The organism is Streptomyces nitrosporeus (genome assembly GCF_008704555.1).
In the GTDB taxonomy this organism is placed as follows: Bacteria; Actinomycetota; Actinomycetes; order Streptomycetales; family Streptomycetaceae; genus Streptomyces; species Streptomyces nitrosporeus.
Genome location: NZ_CP023702.1, coordinates 4,008,598 through 4,027,362 on the forward strand (window position 1 = coordinate 4,008,598; position 18,765 = coordinate 4,027,362).

At 69.6% G+C, this 18,765-nt stretch carries 17 protein-coding genes, 2 tRNA genes and 1 pseudogene; 9 read left to right on the forward strand and 11 right to left on the reverse strand.

Annotated features, from left to right (window positions below; translation table 11 throughout):
* Positions 1 to 89: 89 nt before the first annotated feature.
* The 5 genes and pseudogenes from CP967_RS17840 to CP967_RS17855 all read right to left on the reverse strand — a co-directional run bounded on the left by CP967_RS17840 (position 90) and on the right by CP967_RS17855 (position 1,917).
* Positions 90 to 228, reverse strand: a tRNA-OTHER gene (locus tag CP967_RS17840).
* Positions 224 to 351, reverse strand: a pseudogene (locus CP967_RS35240) (DNA-binding protein); the annotation flags it as partial. The gene CP967_RS17840 and the pseudogene CP967_RS35240, both read right to left, overlap by 5 nt.
* Positions 348 to 596 (reverse strand): hypothetical protein, encoded by a 249-nt coding sequence (locus CP967_RS17845; protein ID WP_150488928.1) that lies wholly within the window; start codon positions 594 to 596, stop codon positions 348 to 350. The pseudogene CP967_RS35240 and the gene CP967_RS17845, both read right to left, overlap by 4 nt.
* 73 nt (positions 597 to 669) lie before the next feature.
* Positions 670 to 1,587 carry a hypothetical protein gene (locus tag CP967_RS17850; protein WP_150488929.1) on the reverse strand — a complete coding sequence of 306 codons (918 nt, stop codon included), beginning with the start codon at positions 1,585 to 1,587 and terminating at the stop codon, positions 670 to 672.
* 259 nt (positions 1,588 to 1,846) lie between these two features.
* Positions 1,847 to 1,917 (reverse strand) — tRNA-Gly (locus CP967_RS17855).
* A 479-nt stretch (positions 1,918 to 2,396) separates the two neighbouring features.
* Between CP967_RS17855 and dcd the strand changes: the two genes are divergently transcribed.
* Both dcd and CP967_RS17865 read left to right on the forward strand, forming a co-directional pair.
* Complete coding sequence (gene dcd / locus CP967_RS17860; protein WP_150488930.1) at positions 2,397 to 2,972, forward strand: dCTP deaminase; 576 nt, start codon at positions 2,397 to 2,399, stop codon at positions 2,970 to 2,972.
* 5 nt (positions 2,973 to 2,977) lie between these two features.
* A complete protein-coding gene (locus CP967_RS17865) occupies positions 2,978 to 3,478 on the forward strand; it encodes a phosphoribosyltransferase (protein ID WP_150488931.1) in 501 nt (166 codons plus the stop codon).
* A gap of 111 nt (positions 3,479 to 3,589) precedes the next feature.
* Here CP967_RS17865 and CP967_RS17870 read toward each other — a convergent pair whose 3' ends face one another.
* The 3 genes from CP967_RS17870 to CP967_RS17880 all read right to left on the reverse strand — a co-directional run bounded on the left by CP967_RS17870 (position 3,590) and on the right by CP967_RS17880 (position 7,869).
* Positions 3,590 to 4,513, reverse strand: a complete 924-nt coding sequence (locus CP967_RS17870; RefSeq protein WP_150488932.1) for a Yip1 family protein — start codon at positions 4,511 to 4,513, stop codon at positions 3,590 to 3,592.
* 310 nt (positions 4,514 to 4,823) lie between these two features.
* Positions 4,824 to 7,091 carry a (Fe-S)-binding protein gene (locus CP967_RS17875; RefSeq protein WP_150488933.1) on the reverse strand — a complete coding sequence of 756 codons (2,268 nt, stop codon included), beginning with the start codon at positions 7,089 to 7,091 and terminating at the stop codon, positions 4,824 to 4,826.
* 91 nt (positions 7,092 to 7,182) lie between these two features.
* Complete coding sequence (locus CP967_RS17880) at positions 7,183 to 7,869, reverse strand: sugar transferase (RefSeq protein ID WP_150491909.1); 687 nt, start codon at positions 7,867 to 7,869, stop codon at positions 7,183 to 7,185.
* Positions 7,870 to 8,245: 376 nt separating this feature from the next.
* Between CP967_RS17880 and dnaK the strand changes: the two genes are divergently transcribed.
* The 4 genes from dnaK (at position 8,246) to CP967_RS17900 (ending at position 12,463) form a co-directional block, all read left to right on the forward strand.
* Complete coding sequence (gene dnaK / locus CP967_RS17885) at positions 8,246 to 10,099, forward strand: molecular chaperone DnaK (RefSeq protein ID WP_150488934.1); 1,854 nt, start codon at positions 8,246 to 8,248, stop codon at positions 10,097 to 10,099.
* Positions 10,096 to 10,740 (forward strand): nucleotide exchange factor GrpE, encoded by a 645-nt coding sequence (gene grpE / locus CP967_RS17890; RefSeq protein ID WP_150488935.1) that lies wholly within the window; start codon positions 10,096 to 10,098, stop codon positions 10,738 to 10,740. Before dnaK ends, grpE begins: the two co-directional genes overlap by 4 nt.
* Positions 10,741 to 10,830: 90 nt before the next feature.
* Entirely contained in the window at positions 10,831 to 12,015 is a 1,185-nt protein-coding gene (gene dnaJ, locus CP967_RS17895; RefSeq protein WP_150488936.1) for a molecular chaperone DnaJ, read from the forward strand.
* Position 12,016: 1 nt separating this feature from the next.
* The gene (locus CP967_RS17900) at positions 12,017 to 12,463 is read left to right on the forward strand and encodes a heat shock protein transcriptional repressor HspR (protein WP_150488937.1); all 447 of its coding nucleotides are present in this window, start codon (positions 12,017 to 12,019) and stop codon (positions 12,461 to 12,463) included.
* Between the two features lie 90 nt (positions 12,464 to 12,553).
* Here CP967_RS17900 and CP967_RS17905 read toward each other — a convergent pair whose 3' ends face one another.
* Both CP967_RS17905 and CP967_RS17910 read right to left on the reverse strand, forming a co-directional pair.
* The gene (locus CP967_RS17905) at positions 12,554 to 13,570 is read right to left on the reverse strand and encodes a LuxR C-terminal-related transcriptional regulator (RefSeq protein WP_150491910.1); all 1,017 of its coding nucleotides are present in this window, start codon (positions 13,568 to 13,570) and stop codon (positions 12,554 to 12,556) included.
* 160 nt (positions 13,571 to 13,730) lie between these two features.
* The gene (locus CP967_RS17910; RefSeq protein ID WP_229888495.1) at positions 13,731 to 14,711 is read right to left on the reverse strand and encodes a helix-turn-helix transcriptional regulator; all 981 of its coding nucleotides are present in this window, start codon (positions 14,709 to 14,711) and stop codon (positions 13,731 to 13,733) included.
* A gap of 140 nt (positions 14,712 to 14,851) precedes the next feature.
* Between CP967_RS17910 and CP967_RS17915 the strand changes: the two genes are divergently transcribed.
* Together CP967_RS17915 and CP967_RS17920 are read left to right on the forward strand one after the other, a co-directional pair.
* Positions 14,852 to 15,202 (forward strand): 5'-nucleotidase, encoded by a 351-nt coding sequence (locus tag CP967_RS17915; protein WP_229888494.1) that lies wholly within the window; start codon positions 14,852 to 14,854, stop codon positions 15,200 to 15,202.
* Positions 15,199 to 15,519, forward strand: coding sequence for a Rieske (2Fe-2S) protein (locus CP967_RS17920; protein WP_150488939.1), 321 nt, complete (start codon positions 15,199 to 15,201; stop codon positions 15,517 to 15,519). Before CP967_RS17915 ends, CP967_RS17920 begins: the two co-directional genes overlap by 4 nt.
* A 100-nt stretch (positions 15,520 to 15,619) precedes the next feature.
* Here CP967_RS17920 and CP967_RS17925 read toward each other — a convergent pair whose 3' ends face one another.
* Complete coding sequence (locus tag CP967_RS17925; RefSeq protein ID WP_150488940.1) at positions 15,620 to 16,021, reverse strand: pyridoxamine 5'-phosphate oxidase family protein; 402 nt, start codon at positions 16,019 to 16,021, stop codon at positions 15,620 to 15,622.
* A gap of 142 nt (positions 16,022 to 16,163) precedes the next feature.
* Between CP967_RS17925 and clpB the strand changes: the two genes are divergently transcribed.
* Positions 16,164 to 18,764: an ATP-dependent chaperone ClpB gene (gene clpB / locus CP967_RS17930; protein WP_150488941.1), complete on the forward strand. Its 2,601-nt coding sequence runs from the start codon at positions 16,164 to 16,166 to the stop codon at positions 18,762 to 18,764.
* The last annotated feature ends 1 nt before the right edge of the window (position 18,765 follow it).

Consider the following 18,765-nt stretch of genomic DNA (forward strand, 5'->3'; position numbering starts at 1 on the left):
CTGTCCTGCCAGTTGCGAAGCCGTCGGCAAAGAAGCTCCCGGCCGTTGGCCTGGGGCTTTTCCATGGAGCGGGTGGGGCTTTTCCACGGAGCGGGTGACGAGAATCGAACTCGCGCTCTGAGCCTGGGAATCAGCGGTGCTTGATTCGCTGGACAGGACCTGAACCGCGGATTCGCGTGGGTCAGGTGGAGGGCCCCGGCCTCCGGAAGCCACAGCTGACCCACGCCCCGATCACCAGGCCGGCGCCCATGCCGTAGAGGACCTGAAGCACGCGAGGATCTTGCGGCCCTACGCGATCCAGGCGGAGCGCCCTTCCGAGTCCAGGACGACGGTTTCGATGCGCTCGCTCACGAGGCGTCCGCGTTATCGGAGGAACCGGCGCCACCGAAGATCTTCGAGCGGGCCTCGGCGAGCTCCTCGTCCCTGAAGGGCCCGTGTTCTTCCTCATGGCGGCGGAGGTCGTCACCCAGGAACTGGTGCCGGATCCGGCGGGCTACGGCCTCCACCACGCAGCCGGAGACGTTGTCCGTGAGCTTGCGGAGCTCCGCCACCTGGCCGCTGGGGAGCGTGACGGCGATGCGAGTCGTCGAGGGCATGAGTTCGAGCATTCTGGAGTATGCGCAGAGGTGCATGACTGCTGCGGAGCTTGAGGTGAGAGGGGTGCGGCAGTCAGGAGAGGAGGATCATGATCAGCCGTCCCGGAATCAGGTACAGGGTGACAGCCGTGCTACCGAGAAGGAACGGCAGCCCGACGAGAACGCGGAGAGGAAGCCAGACGGGGGACCAAGCGCTCAACGCCTTGCCTCCGCCATCCGCCTTCGGTAAGCACCAGACGGTCCGGGAGGGCACGGGGATCGCGGCCCCGCTGCTCGCCCTCTGTATGTGCTCATGCCGTCGGCCGGAAGCGTCGATGGCCACGTAGACGTGTTCATGGGTCCCGTGCCGACCGTATGCCGACTGGACGAACGTCGCCCGTGCCCGATGGCCCTGGCGTATCAAGGCCCACAGATCGACCGATGCGCTGAAGACGAGAAGTGCCGAGAGAAGGGCTACTCCGCCGGCAGTTCCGCCCGCGGTGACGGACAGGATCGCACCCGTCATGTCGCCCACGGACATGAGGGCCGTCGCGTAGCCGAGGAGCAGCACGAACAGTCCGATCAGCCACGGATCGGAAAGGCCGTCCTTGGGGAGCCGGGATGGACCACCAGGCTCTTCGGACGACGTGGCATACGCGCTGGGTAGCAGGGGAGAACCCTCGCGGAGCCGAATCGCATCGGCCGCGCACACGGCTACGAGGCGTTTCGCGCCGCCACGGGGAGCCCAGCTGGCCTCCGTGGTCGACTGCCCGTGGCGCGGGTCGAAGAAGCAGGGGGAAACCGCCTGGAGCACCGGCGAGCCGGCAACACGGGCCTCCAGGTCGACCAGGGCGGTCTGCCCCTCCCGCAGTAGATGCGGAACGATCTTCTTCCGTCTGCGGCTGTGCAAGGCACGAGAAGCGGCGTCGTACGCGTCGAGGGCGCGCTCCCAGTCATCCAGTGCCTTGGGCGGTGTTCCGGGTTTGCCCGGAACAAAGCTGTGCTCGGCCAACACCTCCCCGAAGGCCGTCACTTCGGCCTCAAGCTCCCGCTGCCGATCTCGTCGCCCTGGTCTGAGCACTCCCACCCCCACCACGCGATGCTCCCTGGAGTTTAGGCGCCTCGCGCGCCCGGGGGCGCTGCCTTCCTCGCACTCTTCGCAGAGGCCGTAAGAAGGCCCCCGGCACGCCGGGCCGGAGGCGGTGCAGCGGGTGGGCGGCTTCCTGGGAAGGCAAAAAGGCCCCGGTCGTTGACCAGGGCCTTCATCAAAGAGCGGGTGACGAGAATCGAACTCGCGCTCTGAGCTTGGGAAGCTCATGTTCTACCATTAAACTACACCCGCGAAGCATCCCGCCGTGACGGCGGTGCATCGTCGCACACTCTACCCCATCGCAGGCCCCCGGCGTTCCCGCCGCGGGGTCTGCGTGGTGTGTCCGGGTATGGGTGCCGGGTGGACGCGGTTGGTGGGGAGGGGAGTTGGAGGCGTAGCGTGAGGGGGCGGAGTGCCGCGTGGAGCGGCGTCCTCTTCATCCCCTAATGTGGCGGTCTCGTCCACAGCAGGTTGGGGAAGGGACTTGATGGATCAGATGGAGCGCACCGTCGTCCGCTGTGCCGAAGGGCATGTTTTCGCTACCTCGTCGTTCCCGATGCAGCAGCTCGGGGCCGGCCGGATCGGGCCGGGGAGGTTGCTTCGCTGCCCCCGGTGTGCGCGGTTGAGGCATGCCGTGCCCGTGGAGTCCGGGCAGCGGTAGCAGGTGACGGCAGCAGGCGCGCGGGCGGTCCGGTTGGGGCGGGCTCGCGCGTTCTGCGTATCCTCGGGGCGTGCTTCTCTCAGACAAGGACATCCGGGCCGAGATCGACGCCGGACGTGTACGCATTGATCCGTTCGATGCGTCGATGATTCAGCCATCGAGCATCGATGTGCGGCTCGACCGCTATTTCCGGGTGTTCGAGAACCACCGCTATCCGCACATCGACCCCGCGGTCGAGCAGACGGACCTGACCCGCACGGTCGAGCCGGAGGGGGACGACGCCTTCATCCTGCACCCCGGGGAATTCGTGCTGGCGTCGACGTACGAGGTCATCTCGCTCCCCGACGACCTGGCGTCGCGGCTGGAGGGGAAGAGTTCGCTGGGCCGGCTCGGGCTGGTGACGCATTCGACGGCCGGGTTCATCGACCCCGGGTTCTCCGGGCACGTGACCCTTGAGCTGTCGAATCTCGCGACGCTGCCGATAAAGCTGTGGCCCGGGATGAAGATCGGGCAGCTGTGCATGTTCCGGCTGAGCTCGCCTTCCGAGTTCCCGTACGGTTCCGAGCGGTACGGGTCGCGGTACCAGGGGCAGCGAGGGCCGACCGCCTCGCGTTCGTACATGAACTTCCATCGGACTCAGGTGTGATCGGTATGGCTGGTGAGGAACGGGAGAACCTGACGTACGACGCCTTCGGGCATGCCGTGCGTGAGCTGGCGCAGACGGTGGCCGACGACGGCTACGTGCCGGACGTGGTACTGAGCATCGCGCGCGGCGGGGTGTTCGTCGCCGGTGGTCTGGCCTACGCGCTGGACTGCAAGAACATCCACCTGGTGAATGTCGAGTTCTACACCGGGGTGGGGACCACCCTGGAGATGCCGGTCATGCTGGCGCCGGTACCGAACGCGATCGACTTCACCGAGAAGAAGGTCCTCATCGCCGACGACGTCGCCGACACCGGTAAGACGCTGAAGCTGGTCCGCGACTTCTGTATCGACCATGTCGCCGAGGTCCGCAGCGCGGTCATCTACGAGAAGCCGCATTCGCTCGTGAAATGCGAGTACGTGTGGAAGAAGACCGACCAGTGGATCAACTTCCCCTGGAGTGTGGAGAAGCCCGTCGTGCGCCGGCAGGGGCAGGTCCTGGATTCCTGACCGGCCGGGACGGCGTCACGCCCGGACGGTACGAAGGCCCCGGAACCGCGAAAAGCGGTTCCGGGGCCCTTTCACGCGGTACGGATGTCGCCGGTGTGGTCGGACCGGGCGTCAGATCGTGCCCAGCTTGATGATCGAGAGCAGGGCGACCAGCTGGATCGCGGAGGCGCCCAGCGCCTTCGGCCACGGCAGGTCGTGCGACTTGCTCACCATCGAGGTGAACAGCGCTCCGGCCGCCAGCCAGGTCACCCAGCCGAGGATCTGCACCAGGGCGTTCTCGCCGCCCAGGAACAGGGCGAAGACCAGCCGGGGCGCGTCCGTGACCGACATGATGAGCATGGACAGGCCCACGGTCGGCTGCCAGGAGCCCGTGCCGCCGAGCTGGCGGGCCAGGGTGTGGGTGACGGCACCGAGGACCAGGCCGCCGATGACGAAACCGATCCCCGTGACGATCACGTACGGGGCCGCGGTGGAGACCTCCGCGTGGATCGCCTCGTCACGTGCCTGGTCGAAGCCGAACAGCGCGAGCAGGCCGTAGACGAACGTGACGACGAGCGCGGGACCCCAGACCGGGTAGTCGCGCATCTGCCAGAACGTCGGCCCGGGGCGCAGCACCAGGCCGCTCAGCAGCTGCTTCCAGGGCAGCCGCGGGCCCGAGGGCTGTGCGGGGGCCTGGCCGGCCTGGTAGGTGCTGCCGTCGCCGTACGGGTCCTCGTTGATGCTGAACGCCTGGGTGTGCCCGGGGGCGTTGGCGTACGGGTCGTGGTGGGGCGGGGGCTGCGGGCTGGTGTACGGGTCGCCGAAGTACTCCGGCTCCCCGTGGCCGCCGCCGTGCCCCTGTCCCTGCTGCCTCCCGTGCCCGCCCGTGTACGGAGCGCCCTGGGGGCCGCCGTAGGGTGCGCCGCCCCCGGCCGGAGGCCATGCCTGCCGGCCGTACGGCGGCGAGGGTGCCTGCGCGCCGTACGGAGGTTGCTGCTGCGGGTGTTGTTGCGGTGTGCGGTTGTCCCGGCCGCGTCCGATCCTGAATCCAGCCACCCGTCGAACGTACCTGGTCCATGCGGGTGAGGGGCGGGGCCCCGGCGAACAGGGGCGCCATTGCGGCCTAGCTGTGACATCCCCTAAGGGAGACCCCTGGCGGGCTTTCCCCACCCCGGTCCTCCGGTGTGCTCCCCGCCCCGGTCCTCCGGTGTACTTTCCGCCCCGGCTCCCGGTGCTTCCTGTCCGCGCTCTCCGGTGCCCCTGCCCCGGCCCCCCGTCCCGGCCCCGGCCCCCGGACACACGGAAGCGGCCGGTCCTGCCCCCGAGGCAGGTCCGGCCGCTTCCGGTCACGGCGCCGGTGCGATCCCTACTTCACGGGTTCGGGCTCCGGCACGCCGGCGTCCTCGGTGTCGCCCGCGGGGTCGGCGGGGGTCTTCACGGAGTCCAGGAGGAGCTGTGAGACGTCGACGACCTGGACCGACTCCTTGGCCTTGCCGTCGTTCTTCTTGCCGTTGACCGAGTCGGTCAGCATGACGAGGCAGAACGGGCAGGCGGTGGAGACGATGTCCGGGTTGAGGGAGAGGGCCTCGTCGACGCGCTCGTTGTTGATGCGCTTGCCGATCCGCTCCTCCATCCACATCCGGGCGCCGCCGGCGCCGCAGCAGAAGCCGCGCTCCTTGTGGCGGTGCATCTCCTCGTTCCGCAGGCCCGGGACCTTCGCGATGATCTCGCGCGGAGGCGTGTAGATCTTGTTGTGGCGGCCCAGGTAGCAGGGGTCGTGGTAGGTGATCAGACCCTCGACCGGGGTCACCGGGACCAGCTTGCCCTCGTCCACCAGGTGCTGGAGCAGCTGGGTGTGGTGGATGACCTCGTACTCGCCGCCGAGCTGCGGGTACTCGTTGGCGATGGTGTTGAAGCAGTGCGGGCAGGTCGCGACGATCTTCTTCGACGACTTCGGCTTCTTCGTCTCCGGCTCGTCGTCATCCTCGCCGAACGCCATGTTCAGCATGGCGACGTTCTCCTGGCCGAGCTGCTGGAACAGCGGCTCGTTGCCGAGGCGGCGGGCGGAGTCACCGGTGCACTTCTCGTCGCCGCCCATGATCGCGAACTTGACGCCCGCGATGTGCAGGAGCTCCGCGAAGGCCTTCGTGGTCTTCTTCGCCCGGTCCTCCAGGGCGCCGGCGCAGCCGACCCAGTACAGGTAGTCGACCTCGCTGAGGTCCTCGACGTCCTTGCCGACGATCGGGACCTCGAAGTCGACCTCCTTGGTCCACTCGACGCGCTGCTTCTTGGCCAGCCCCCAGGGGTTGCCCTTCTTCTCCAGGTTCTTGAGCATCGTGCCCGCCTCGGACGGGAACGAGGACTCGATCATGACCTGGTAGCGGCGCATGTCGACGATGTGGTCGACGTGCTCGATGTCGACCGGGCACTGCTCGACGCAGGCGCCGCAGGTGGTGCAGGACCACAGGACGTCCGGGTCGATGACGCCGTTCTCCTCGGCCGTGCCGATCAGCGGGCGCTCGGCCTCCGCGAGGGCGGCGGCGGGGACGTCCTTCAGGGCCTCGGCCGGGGCCTTCTCCTCACCCTCCATGTCCTTGCCGCCGCCGGCCAGCAGGTAGGGGGCCTTGGCGTGCGCGTGGTCGCGCAGCGACATGATCAGCAGCTTGGGGGAGAGCGGCTTGCCGGTGTTCCAGGCGGGGCACTGCGACTGGCAGCGGCCGCACTCGGTGCACGTGGAGAAGTCGAGGATGCCCTTCCAGGAGAACTGCTCGACCTGGGAGACACCGAAGACGGCGTCCTCGGCCGGGTCCTCCCAGTCGATCTCCTTGCCGCCCGTGGTCATGGGCTGCAGCGCGCCGAGCGCGACCTCTCCGTCGGCGTTCCGCTTGAACCAGATGTTCGGGAAGCCGAGGAAGCGGTGCCAGGCGACACCCATGTTGGTGTTGAGCGAGACGGTGATCATCCAGATCAGCGAGGTGCCGATCTTGATCATCGCGGTGAGGTAGATCAGGTTCTGCAGGGTGCCGAGCGAGAGGCCCTTGAAGGCGAGGACCAGCGGATACGAGACGAAGTACGAGGCCTCGTAGCCCTCGACGTGGTGGATGGCGCCCTCGAGGCCGCGCAGGGCCAGGATCGCCAGGCCGATGACCAGGATGACGTACTCGACGAAGTACGCCTGCCAGGCCTTGGAGCCGGCGAAGCGGGACTTGCGGCCGGCCCGGGAGGGCAGGTTGAGCAGTCGGATGGCCATCAGCGTGACGATGCCGAGCACCGTCATGATGCCGATGAACTCGATGTACATCTCGAACGGCAGCCAGTCGCCGACGACCGGCAGCATCCAGTCGGCCTGGAAGAGCTGTCCGTACGCCTGGAGCAGCGTCGGCGGCAGGGTCAGGAAGCCGATGGCGACGAACCAGTGGGCGAAGCCGACGATCCCCCACCGGTTCATCCGGGTGTGGCCGAGGAACTCCTTGACCAGGGTGATCGTTCGCTGCTTCGGGTTGTCGGTGCGACTGCCTGCCGGCACCGGCTGCCCGATACGGACGAACCGGTAGATCTGCGCGACGGCTCGGGCGATGAGCGCAACGCCGACGACGGTCAGCACCAGCGACACGATGATCGCGGCGAGTTGCATTGGGGGCTCCTCGGGCCTGCGAGGGTGGGATCCAGCGCGTACAAGGGATTACTAAGCAGTAACTTAGTTAGTCTGTGCTGACACTATCCACTTATTCCGCCCCGCTGTAGCCGGGCAGGCGGTGATCTGTGTCGCTCAGGCGAGCCTTCCCCGGACGGATCGCCCGCAGGCCCTCGCGCAGTCGGAGATGCGCGGTCCGCGCGAGAATCGCCAGGTCCAGTCCTGTTCCATGATGCTCTGCGTAGTGCGCGTCCAGCAGAGCGGGTTCGTCCCAGGGCATCCGGGAGCGGGCGCGGACCTGTGACAGGCCCGTCCAGCCGGGGCGCAGTTCCTGCCGCCGGGCGCCGGTCACCGGGCCGCGCAGCGCCGGATGGCCGGGCCGCAGCGGCGGCGGGCCGACCAGGGAGAGGTCCCCGCGGACGACGTGGGGCAGCCGGGACAGCAGGTCGAGCCGGAACCGCCTGGTCCGCAGCGACCGCAGCTCGAAGGGGCGGCCGCCGAGACCGATCCGCGTCTCCCGGCGCAGCACGCCTCCCCGGGTCCACGGCGGCCGCAGGGCGAGGGCCAGGGCGGCGAGGGCGAGCGCGGGGGCGGCGGCCAGGAGCAGCAGCGAGCCGAGGGTCAGGTCCAGGGCGCGCTTCGCGGTCACGGCCGCGAAGCGGGCGGCGACCGCCTCGGTGGCGCGCGCCGCGGCCAGGCGTACCGCGGCCGTGAGCGCCGCCACCGGGCGGACCGCCGCCGGATGCGCCGCCGCCGGACGGACCGCCACCGGGCGCATCGCGGTCCGGCGTGCCGTGAACGGGTCCGCCGTCCATCTCCTTCGTGCCACGGTCCGCGCCGCCGTCCGCTTCGGGTTCCGCATCGCACCTGCCCGGGGATCCGTGACGTTCCTTATGACCGTCTCGCCTGAATTTGTGACAGAACGATCCCATGATGCGAAGGTGGGTGGGGGCGTGTGACGCGAGCCACTCCCCGGGTGTCGCGGGGAAGGCGCCGGAGGCGCGGTCGCGCGGCCGATTTTCAGGAGTCCCCGCAGGTGGGGTCAGGTCCGAGCAGTTAAGTTGAGCGTAATTGACTCAGGTCCTTTGACTCCGGTGGACGTGTGATGCATCCTTGAGTCAGATCCACTCAAGTAGTCAGTTGGAGGAATCGAAATGGCACGTGCGGTCGGCATCGACCTGGGCACGACTAACTCCGTCGTCAGCGTTCTCGAAGGCGGCGAGCCCACCGTCATCACCAACGCCGAAGGCGCCAGGACCACGCCGTCCGTCGTCGCCTTCGCGAAGAACGGCGAGGTCCTCGTCGGAGAGGTCGCCAAGCGCCAGGCGGTCACGAACGTCGACAGGACGATCCGTTCGGTCAAGCGCCACATGGGCACCGACTGGAAGATCGAGCTCGACGGCAAGAACTTCAACCCGCAGCAGATGAGCGCCTTCATCCTGCAGAAGCTGAAGCGCGACGCCGAGGCGTACCTGGGCGAGAAGGTCACCGACGCGGTGATCACCGTCCCGGCGTACTTCAACGACTCCGAGCGTCAGGCGACGAAGGAGGCCGGTGAGATCGCGGGCCTCAACGTCCTGCGCATCGTCAACGAGCCGACGGCCGCCGCCCTCGCGTACGGCCTCGACAAGGACGACCAGACGATCCTCGTCTTCGACCTCGGCGGCGGCACCTTCGACGTGTCGCTCCTGGAGATCGGTGACGGCGTCGTCGAGGTGAAGGCCACCAACGGCGACAACCACCTCGGTGGTGACGACTGGGACCAGCGGGTCGTCGACTACCTGGTGAAGCAGTTCGCCAACGGGCACGGCGTGGACCTGTCCAAGGACAAGATGGCTCTCCAGCGTCTCCGCGAGGCTGCGGAGAAGGCGAAGATCGAGCTCTCGTCCTCGACCGAGACCACGATCAACCTGCCCTACATCACGGCGTCGGCCGAAGGCCCGCTGCACCTGGACGAGAAGCTCACGCGCTCGCAGTTCCAGCAGCTGACCGCCGACCTGCTGGACCGGTGCAAGACGCCGTTCCACAACGTCGTCAAGGACGCGGGCATCCAGCTCTCCGAGATCGACCACGTCGTCCTCGTCGGTGGCTCGACCCGTATGCCGGCCGTCGCCGAGCTCGTCAAGGAGCTGACCGGCGGCCAGGAGGCCAACAAGGGCGTGAACCCGGACGAGGTCGTCGCCATCGGCGCCTCGCTCCAGGCCGGTGTCCTCAAGGGCGAGGTCAAGGACGTCCTGCTCCTCGACGTCACCCCGCTGTCCCTCGGCATCGAGACCAAGGGCGGCATCATGACCAAGCTCATCGAGCGCAACACCACGATCCCGACCAAGCGCTCCGAGATCTTCACGACGGCCGAGGACAACCAGCCGTCCGTGCAGATCCAGGTCTACCAGGGCGAGCGCGAGATCGCGGCGTACAACAAGAAGCTCGGGATGTTCGAGCTGACCGGTCTGCCGCCGGCCCCGCGCGGGGTGCCGCAGATCGAGGTCGCCTTCGACATCGACGCCAACGGCATCATGCACGTCGCCGCCAAGGACCTCGGCACCGGCAAGGAGCAGAAGATGACCGTCACCGGCGGCTCCTCGCTGCCGAAGGACGAGGTCAACCGGATGCGCGAAGAGGCCGAGAAGTACGCCGAGGAGGACCACGCCCGCCGCGAGGCCGCCGAGTCGCGCAACCAGGGCGAGCAGCTCGTCTACCAGACCGAGAAGTTCCTCAAGGACAACGAGGACAAGGTCCCCGGTGACGTGAAGACGGAGGTGGAGACCGCGCTCACCGAGCTGAAGGAGAAGCTCAAGGGCGAGGACACCGCCGAGATCCGCACGGCCACCGAGAAGGTCGCGGCCGTCTCCCAGAAGCTGGGCCAGGCGATGTACGCCAACTCCCAGGCCGAAGGTGCCGCGCCGGGCGCGGATGCCGCGGGCGGCGCCCAGGGCAAGGCCGACGACGACGTCGTCGACGCCGAGATCGTGGACGACGAGAAGGACTCGAAGGGCGGTGCGGCGTGACCGAGGAGACTCCGGGCTTCGACGAGAAGCCCGACGTCCCCTCCGGCTCCGACGACGCCGAGCCGAAGGCCGACACCCCCTCCGAGGAGGAGGCGTCGGCCCCGGCCGGGGACGAACAGCGGACAGTCGCCCTGACGGCGGAGCTGGACCAGGTGCGTACGGCGCTCAGCGAGCGGACGGCGGACCTCCAGCGGCTCCAGGCCGAGTACCAGAACTACCGGCGCCGGGTGGAGCGCGACCGGGTGACGGTCAAGGAGGTCGCGGTCGCGAACCTCCTGAGCGAGCTCCTGCCCGTGCTCGACGACGTCGGCCGGGCGCGGGAGCACGGCGAGCTGGTCGGCGGCTTCAAGTCGGTGGCCGAGTCGCTGGAGACCGTGGTCGCGAAGCTGGGCCTCCAGCAGTTCGGCAAGGAGGGCGAGCCCTTCGACCCGACGATCCACGAGGCCCTGATGCACAGCTACGCGCCGGACGTCACCGAGACGACCTGCGTGGCCATCCTGCAGCCGGGATACCGGATCGGGGAGCGCACCATCCGCCCCGCGCGGGTGGCCGTGGCCGAGCCGCAGCCGGGCGCCGCGCCCGCGGCGGCCAAGGAAGAGAAGAAGGACGACGAGGAGAGCGGTGGCACCGAGGAGGTCTGACATCAGGTCGGATCGCGGTGCACACCGACGGGGCGTGCGGCCGGCCACGGGGCCGGCCGCACGGCCGATCGTCCGGGAGGAGGGACGTCGATGAGCACGAAGGACTTCGTCGAGAAGGACTACTACAAGGTCCTCGGCGTCCCCAAGGACGCCACCGACGCCGAGGTGAAGAAGGCGTACCGGAAGCTCGCCCGCGAGTACCACCCGGACGCCAACAAGGGGGACGCGAAGGCGGAGGAGCGCTTCAAGGAGATCTCCGAGGCCAACGACATCCTCGGTGACCCCAAGAAGCGCAAGGAGTACGACGAGGCGCGCGCCCTCTTCGGCAGCGGAGGCTTCCGGGCGGGTCCCGGCGGCGCGGGCGGCAACTTCAACTTCGACCTGGGCGACCTCTTCGGGGGCGGCGCGCCGGGCGGCGGCCAGGGCAGTGCCGGCGGGTTCGGCGGCGGCGGTCTGGGCGACGTCTTCGGCGGCCTGTTCAACCGAGGCGGCGGGGGCACCCGTGTCCAGCCGCGCCGGGGACAGGACATCGAGTCCGAGGTGACGCTCAGCTTCACCGAGGCGGTCGACGGGGCCACGGTCCCGCTCCGGATGTCCAGCCAGGCGCCCTGCAAGGCATGTTCGGGCACCGGCGACAAGAACGGCACCCCCAGGGTCTGCCCGACCTGTGTCGGTACCGGCCAGGTGTCCCGCGGCACCGGCGGCGGCTTCTCGCTCACCGACCCCTGTGTGGACTGCAAGGGCCGGGGCCTCATCGCCCAGGACCCCTGCGACGTCTGCAAGGGGAGCGGCCGGGCGAAGTCGGCCCGCACCATGCAGGTCAGGATCCCCGCCGGGGTGCTCGACGGCCAGCGGATCCGGCTGCGCGGCAAGGGCAGCCCGGGCGAGCGCGGCGGCCCGGCCGGCGACCTCTACGTCGTCGTCCACGTCGACGCCCACCCCGTCTTCGGCCGCAAGGGCGACAACCTCACCGTCACCGTGCCCGTCACCTTCGTGGAGGCGGCGCTCGGCGGCGAGGTGAAGGTCCCGACACTGGGCGGACCGCCCGTCACCCTGAAACTCCCCGCCGGCACGCCGAACGGGCGTACGATGCGGGCCCGCGGCAAGGGCGCCGTACGCAAGGACGGCACCCGGGGCGACCTGCTCGTCACGGTCGAGGTGGCCGTCCCCAGGGACCTCGGTGCCGACGCACAGGACGCGCTGGAGGCCTACCGCGAGGCGACCGCGGGGGAGGACCCGCGGGCGGAGCTGTTCCAGGCCGCGAAGGGAGCTTGAGATGGACGGCCGCCGACGTAACCCGTACCAGCTGACCGACGACTCACCCGTGTACGTGATCTCGATCGCGGCCCAGCTCTCGGGCCTGCACCCGCAGACGCTGCGGCAGTACGACCGCCTCGGCCTGGTCTCGCCCGACCGTACGGCCGGGCGTGGCCGGCGCTACTCGGCCCGCGACATCGAACTGCTGCGCACGGTGCAGCAGCTGTCGCAGGACGAGGGGATCAACCTGGCGGGCATCAAGCGCATCATCGAGCTGGAGAACCAGGTCGCGGCCCTCCAGCAGCGCGTCGCCGAGCTCTCGGCGGCGGTGGACGGCGCGGCCGTGGCCATGCAGCAGCGCGAGGCCCAGGTGCACGCCTCCTACCGGCGGGACCTGGTGCCCTACCAGAGCGCCCAGCAGACGAGCGCGCTGGTGGTCTGGCGTCCCAAGCGGCCCAAGGACTGAGCGCCCCGGACCAGGGGCCGGTCCGGCTCGCGGAGGCCGGACAGCGGCCCGTGGGACGCGCTCACGGCCGTCCGTGCCCGCCTTCGGGGCTCACGCCCCGGGGGCGGGTTCCTGCGTGGTCGCCTGCCCCGCCCCCCTGGAGCCCGCGTCGGCGATGCCCGACCGCACGAGGAGCGCCCCCAGGTGGGTGCGGCTGTGGGCGCCGAGGGTCTGCATCAGCTTGGAGATGTGCGCGCGGCAGGTGCGCACGCTGATGCCCAGCTTCCGGGCCACCACGTCGTCGACGTGCCCCTCGACGAGGAGGCGGGCGATGCTCTGCTGGACCGCGGTCACCGGGGCGCCCGGGGCCGACGCGGGGAGCTGCTGGGTGTACGGGGTGGCCTGTTCCCAGAGGACCTCGTAGACCCGGGTGAGATAGCGGACCAGCGCCGGGTGCCGGATCTCCAGGGCCACCTCGTCACCGGGCGCGGCCGGGATGTAGGCCACCTCGCGGTCGAAGATGATCAGGCGGTCGACGGTCTGCTCCACCGTCCGCACCTGGAGGCGGCCGGCCGGGATCTGCGCCACGTAGTCCCGCAGCCCCGGGCTGTAGCGGGCGGGGTGCTGGTAGAGGTGGCGCATCCGGGCGCCGCCCGCGAGGGCGGACCGGGCGTTCTCCAGCCCCTGCACCAGATTGTGGGTGAGCCGGTTGCCGCCGGGCTGCGCGGTCAGGACCTCGTCCCTGGCGCGTGCGGAGGCCTCCCGGAGCACGGAGACGATCAGCGGCCGGCCCTCCAGCACGGTGATCGCGAAGTTGGGGTCCTCGCGGGCGACCGTGGACAGCGGTGCCAGGGCGCCGGTCAGGGCCGCGGTGAGCCGGATGCGCTCGTCTATCTCCCGGGTGATCGGCTGCAGCAGATGCGCCAGGGCCGCGGACGGGGGGACGGGGCGGAGCCACGCGGAGTCGGCCGGATCGGGGTGGACGAGGGCCATCTCCAGCAGGCACGGAGCGGAGGAGAGGTCGGCGCGCGGGACGCGTCCGGCGCGCAGCGCCTGCTCGTACAGGCGGATCGCCTCGTCGCAGAGCTCTCGGTTCCCGTGCGGATGGGCAGGGTTTGCCGCGACCATGTCGATTTGGGGACCCCCCACTTCTGGCACTGCAACAAGATGACGGTGGCGGAAGCCTAACGGCGGGGGGAGGGTGGACGTGCGGACCGAGGGCGTCCGCCACCGCGGGGCGGTGGCGCCAGGACGTCCGGGCCCGCCCCGCCGTGCCCGACGGCCCGGGTCAGTCCCGCTCCAGGATTCCTGACTGCGCGATCAGGTAACCGAGTTGGGCCCGGCTGTTGCTGCCGAGCGCGGCATTGAGTTTGGCGACGTGTGCGCGGCAGGTGCGTACATTCATGCCGAGGCGGCGGGCGATGGAATCGTCGACATGTCCCTCGACGAGCAGTTGGGCTATGGAACGCTGAACTCCGCTGATACCGAGGGTGGTCGGGGTGTATTTGATCTCCTCGAGCAGCGGAGCGGCCCTGGCCCAGAGTTGCTCGAATACCTTCGCGAGATATTCGACGAGCCCTGAATGGCGGAGTTCCAGGGCTATTTGCCGGTCGTCGGTCGCGGGTATGAAGGCGACCGTGCGATCGAAGATGATCAGCCGTTCTATCAGTTCCTCGAGTGTGCGGATCTCCACGTTCTCGTCCGCGATGCGTTCCGCGTACGCGAGCGTGCTGGGGCTGTGCCGCGCGGTGTGCTGGTAGAGCGTGCGGATGCGTACCCCGCGGTCCACGACCGAGAGGCCCCGCTCCAGGGCCTCGCTGAGGCGGTCCTCGCTCCGGCCGCCGCCGGGCTGCACCGTGAGGACCTCGCTTCGGCACTCCGCCGTGGCGAGGTCCAGGGCCGCGTTGATCCGGTTGGCGCCTTCGAGGACCGTGATGGCGTGGGTGGTCGGCGGATCCTGGGCACTGATGTCCATGAAGGGCTCGAAGGACTCGGTGAGCTGGACCGAGCGGCGCCGGCGTTCCTGGATCTCGCGTTCGAGGGGGTGCAGGTGCTTCGCCAGCGCGGCGGACGGCGGGACGGGACGCAGCCATTCCGGATCGTCGGGATCGGGGTGCAGCAGGGCGAAGTCGATCAGGCACGGAGCCGACGCGACCTCGGCGCGGGTGATGCGCCCGGACCGCAGCGCTCCCGCGTAGAGGCGGCCTCCCTCCTCGCACAGTTCGGTGATCCCGTGAGGATGTGTCGGCTTTGTATAGTTTTCGGTCATATCTCCACCCCCCAGGTTCCTGAACATGCAGGAACATGATGCATCGACTCGGTGGTGTTGGAGTGCCCAGGTGAGACATCGTCTTCAGTGCGGGGGAGAAGAATCCACAAGTGAGGACGAAGCCGACTATGTATAAGCGAATGCTTCGCTCGGCGCTTGCCGCCTCGTTCGTTGCAGCCCTGGGCTTCGCGGTGGCGGGCGGTGGCGACATCGCCTGGAACGACGAAGCCGCGCCGGCGGCGGGCGACATCGCCTGGAACATCCAGGCGGCGGCTCCGGGGGACATCGCGTGGGGCGGCACTCCGGGCGACATCGCCTGGGCGACGCCGACGGGTGACATCGCGTGGGGTGCCAAGCAGGGTGACATCGCCTGGGGCAGCAAGTCCGGCGACATCGCGTGGTCCGTGCAGGCCGCCGCGCCCTCCGACATCGCCTGGGGTGCCGCGCCCGGTGACATCGCCTGGTCCGCCCCGGCCGGCGCGGCCGCATGACCACCCCTCCGGACGACCGCACCTTCCGACGGGAGATGGCCACGGCCTACCGGTCAGGGTGGCACTTCATCGATCTGCTCACGGCACTGACCCGCCAGGGCGATTCGTTGATGGTCACCCTGTTCGGGGAGCCGGTCCTCGTCGTGATGGAGGCGGAGGACGACATCCGCGCCTACCGCTGCCTCCGGCGCCCCCGCGGAGCGCCGCAGCCCGTCCGCTGTGCCGTGAGGTACGGCATGATCTTCGTCAACCTCGACCAGCGGGACCACGAGCTGTTCGAACCAGAGACCATTTCCGCCACCCCCCGCAGCGCCTGAACGATTCCCCCGTCGTTCCATGTCGTTCAGGCGCTTCCCCCACACAGCGGCGCCATCGTGACCTGAACACGATGGCGCCGTTGTGCTGCCCGGAACAGGGTCAGCCCCTGCCGAGCGCCCGGTCCACGGCGATCTCGATGACCACCCGCTCGGGATTGTGCGCCGGTGTGCGCTCGTAGCGGGCCGCGTAACGGCGTACCGCCTCCTCGACCTCCTCGGGCTCCGTGCGGATCACCGCGCGGCCCTCCAGGGTCGCCCAGCGGCGTCCCTGCATCTGGCAGACCGCCACCCGCGCCCCCTCGGGGCCGGCCGCCCGGACATGGGCGACCTTCCGGCTCCTCCCGCCGGTGATGACGCGGGCGGTCAGGGTGTCCGGGTCGTAGGTCACGCCCACCGGCACCACGTGCGGTGTCCCGTCAGGGCGGAGCGTGGTCAGCGTGCACACATGGCGCTCACGCCAGAAGGCCAGGTAGGCGGAGCCGGGGTTGCGTACGTCAGGCATGGGGCCAGCCTAGAGAGAGGGGATCCCGGGAGCGGAGGGAGGCGGTGTTTCGTCCTTGAGTGGAATAGACTCAACTTTGTACACGTTGCTTGAGTCATAGTTCCCGATCACCCGTTCCCCGTACGAGGAGGAGACAGCGCCCGTGGACGCCGAGCTGACCAACAAGAGCCGGGACGCCCTCAACGCGGCCACCGCCAGGGCCGTCAAGGACGGCCACCCGGACCTGACCCCGGGGCATCTGCTGCTGGCGCTGCTCGCGGGTGAGGACAACGCCAACATCACCGACCTGCTGGCCGCCGTCGAGGCGGACCAGGTGGCCGTGCGCGAGGAGACCGAGCGGTTCCTGGGCTCGCTGCCCAGCGTCACCGGGTCCACCGTCGCGCCCCCGCAGCCCAGCCGCGACCTGCTCGCCGTCCTCGCCGACGCCGACCAGCGCGCCAAGGAGCTCGGCGACGACTACCTCTCCACCGAGCACCTGCTGATCGCCGTCGCGGCGAAGGGCGGCCGGGCCGGTGAGATCCTTCAGAGCCAGGGCGCCGGCGCGAAGAAGCTGCTGGACGCGTTCGAGAAGAGCAGGGGAGGGCGCCGGGTGACCACTCCCGACCCCGAGGGTCAGTACAAGGCACTGGAGAAGTTCGGCACCGACTTCACGGCCGCCGCCCGCGAGGGCAAGCTGGACCCGGTCATCGGCCGTGACCAGGAGATCCGCCGTGTGGTGCAGGTGCTCTCGCGGCGCACCAAGAACAACCCCGTGCTCATCGGCGAGCCCGGCGTCGGCAAGACGGCCGTCGTGGAGGGCCTCGCCCAGCGCATCGTCAAGGGCGACGTCCCCGAGTCGCTGCGGAACAAGCGGCTGGTCTCCCTGGACCTCGGCGCCATGGTCGCGGGCGCCAAGTACCGGGGTGAGTTCGAGGAGCGCCTCAAGACCGTCCTCTCCGAGATCAAGGAGAGCGACGGCCAGGTCATCACCTTCATCGACGAGCTGCACACCGTCGTCGGCGCGGGCGCCGGCGGCGACTCCGCGATGGACGCCGGCAACATGCTCAAGCCGATGCTCGCCCGCGGTGAACTCCGCATGGTCGGCGCCACCACGCTGGACGAGTACCGCGAGCGCATCGAGAAGGACCCGGCCCTGGAGCGCCGCTTCCAGCAGGTCCTGGTCGCCGAACCGTCCGTCGAGGACACCATCGCGATCCTGCGCGGCCTGAAGGGCCGCTACGAGGCCCACCACAAGGTCCAGATCGCCGACTCCTCGCTGGTGGCCGCCGCGACCCTCTCGGACCGCTACATCACCTCCCGCTTCCTTCCCGACAAGGCCATCGACCTGGTCGACGAGGCGGCCTCCCGGCTGCGCATGGAGATCGACTCCTCACCGCTGGAGATCGACGAGCTCCAGCGCAGTGTGGACCGGCTGCACATGGAGGAGCTGGCCCTGCGGAACGAGACCGACGAGGGCTCCAAGCAGCGCCTGGAGAAGATCCGCCGCGACCTCGCCGACAAGGAGGAGGAGCTGCGCGGTCTCACCGCCCGCTGGGAGAAGGAGAAGCAGGGCCTCAACCGCGTCGGTGAGCTCAAGGAGCGCCTCGACGACCTGCGCGGCCAGGCCGAGCGCGCCCAGCGCGACGGCGACTTCGACACCGCCTCCAAGCTGCTGTACGGGGAGATCCCCGGCCTGGAGCGCGAGCTGGCCGAGGCGGACGAGGCCGAGCAGGAGGCCGCCGGGGACACCATGGTCAAGGAGGAGGTCGGCCCGGACGACATCGCCGACGTCGTCGGGGCGTGGACGGGCATCCCCGCCGGCCGGCTCCTGGAGGGCGAGACGCAGAAACTGCTGCGCATGGAGTCGGAGCTGGGCCGCCGGCTGATCGGCCAGACCGAGGCCGTACGCGCCGTCTCCGACGCCGTCCGCCGTACCCGGGCCGGGATCGCCGACCCGGACCGGCCGACCGGGTCGTTCCTCTTCCTGGGGCCGACCGGGGTCGGCAAGACCGAACTGGCCAAGGCGCTCGCCGACTTCCTCTTCGACGACGAGCGGGCCATGATCCGCATCGACATGAGCGAGTACAGCGAGAAGCACAGCGTCGCCCGCCTCGTCGGCGCCCCGCCCGGCTACGTCGGCTACGAGGAGGGCGGCCAGCTCACCGAGTCGGTCCGGCGGCGCCCGTACAGCGTGGTCCTGCTGGACGAGGTGGAGAAGGCCCACCCCGAGGTCTTCGACATCCTGCTCCAGGTCCTCGACGACGGCCGGCTCACCGACGGACAGGGCCGGACGGTGGACTTCCGCAACACCATCCTGGTCCTGACGTCGAACCTCGGCAGCCAGTTCCTGGTGGACCCCCTGACCGAGCCCGAGGTGAAGAAGGAGCAGGTGCTGGAGGTCGTGAGGGCCTCCTTCAAGCCGGAGTTCCTGAACCGGCTGGACGACCTGGTCGTCTTCTCCGCGCTCTCCGGGGAGGAACTGTCCCACATCGCCGGTCTCCAGATCGGCCGCCTCGCGGCCCGGCTCGCCGACCGCAGGATCAGCCTGGACGTCACCCCCGAGGCGCTGGCCTGGCTGGCCGAGGAGGGCAACGACCCGGCGTACGGCGCCCGGCCGCTGCGCCGGCTGATCCAGACCGCGATCGGTGACCGGCTCGCCAAGGAGATCCTGGCGGGCGAGATCAGGGACGGGGACACCGTGCGGGTGGACCGCGGCGGTGACGGGCTCACCGTGGGGCCGCCGAGCACGGCGAAGACCCTCTGAG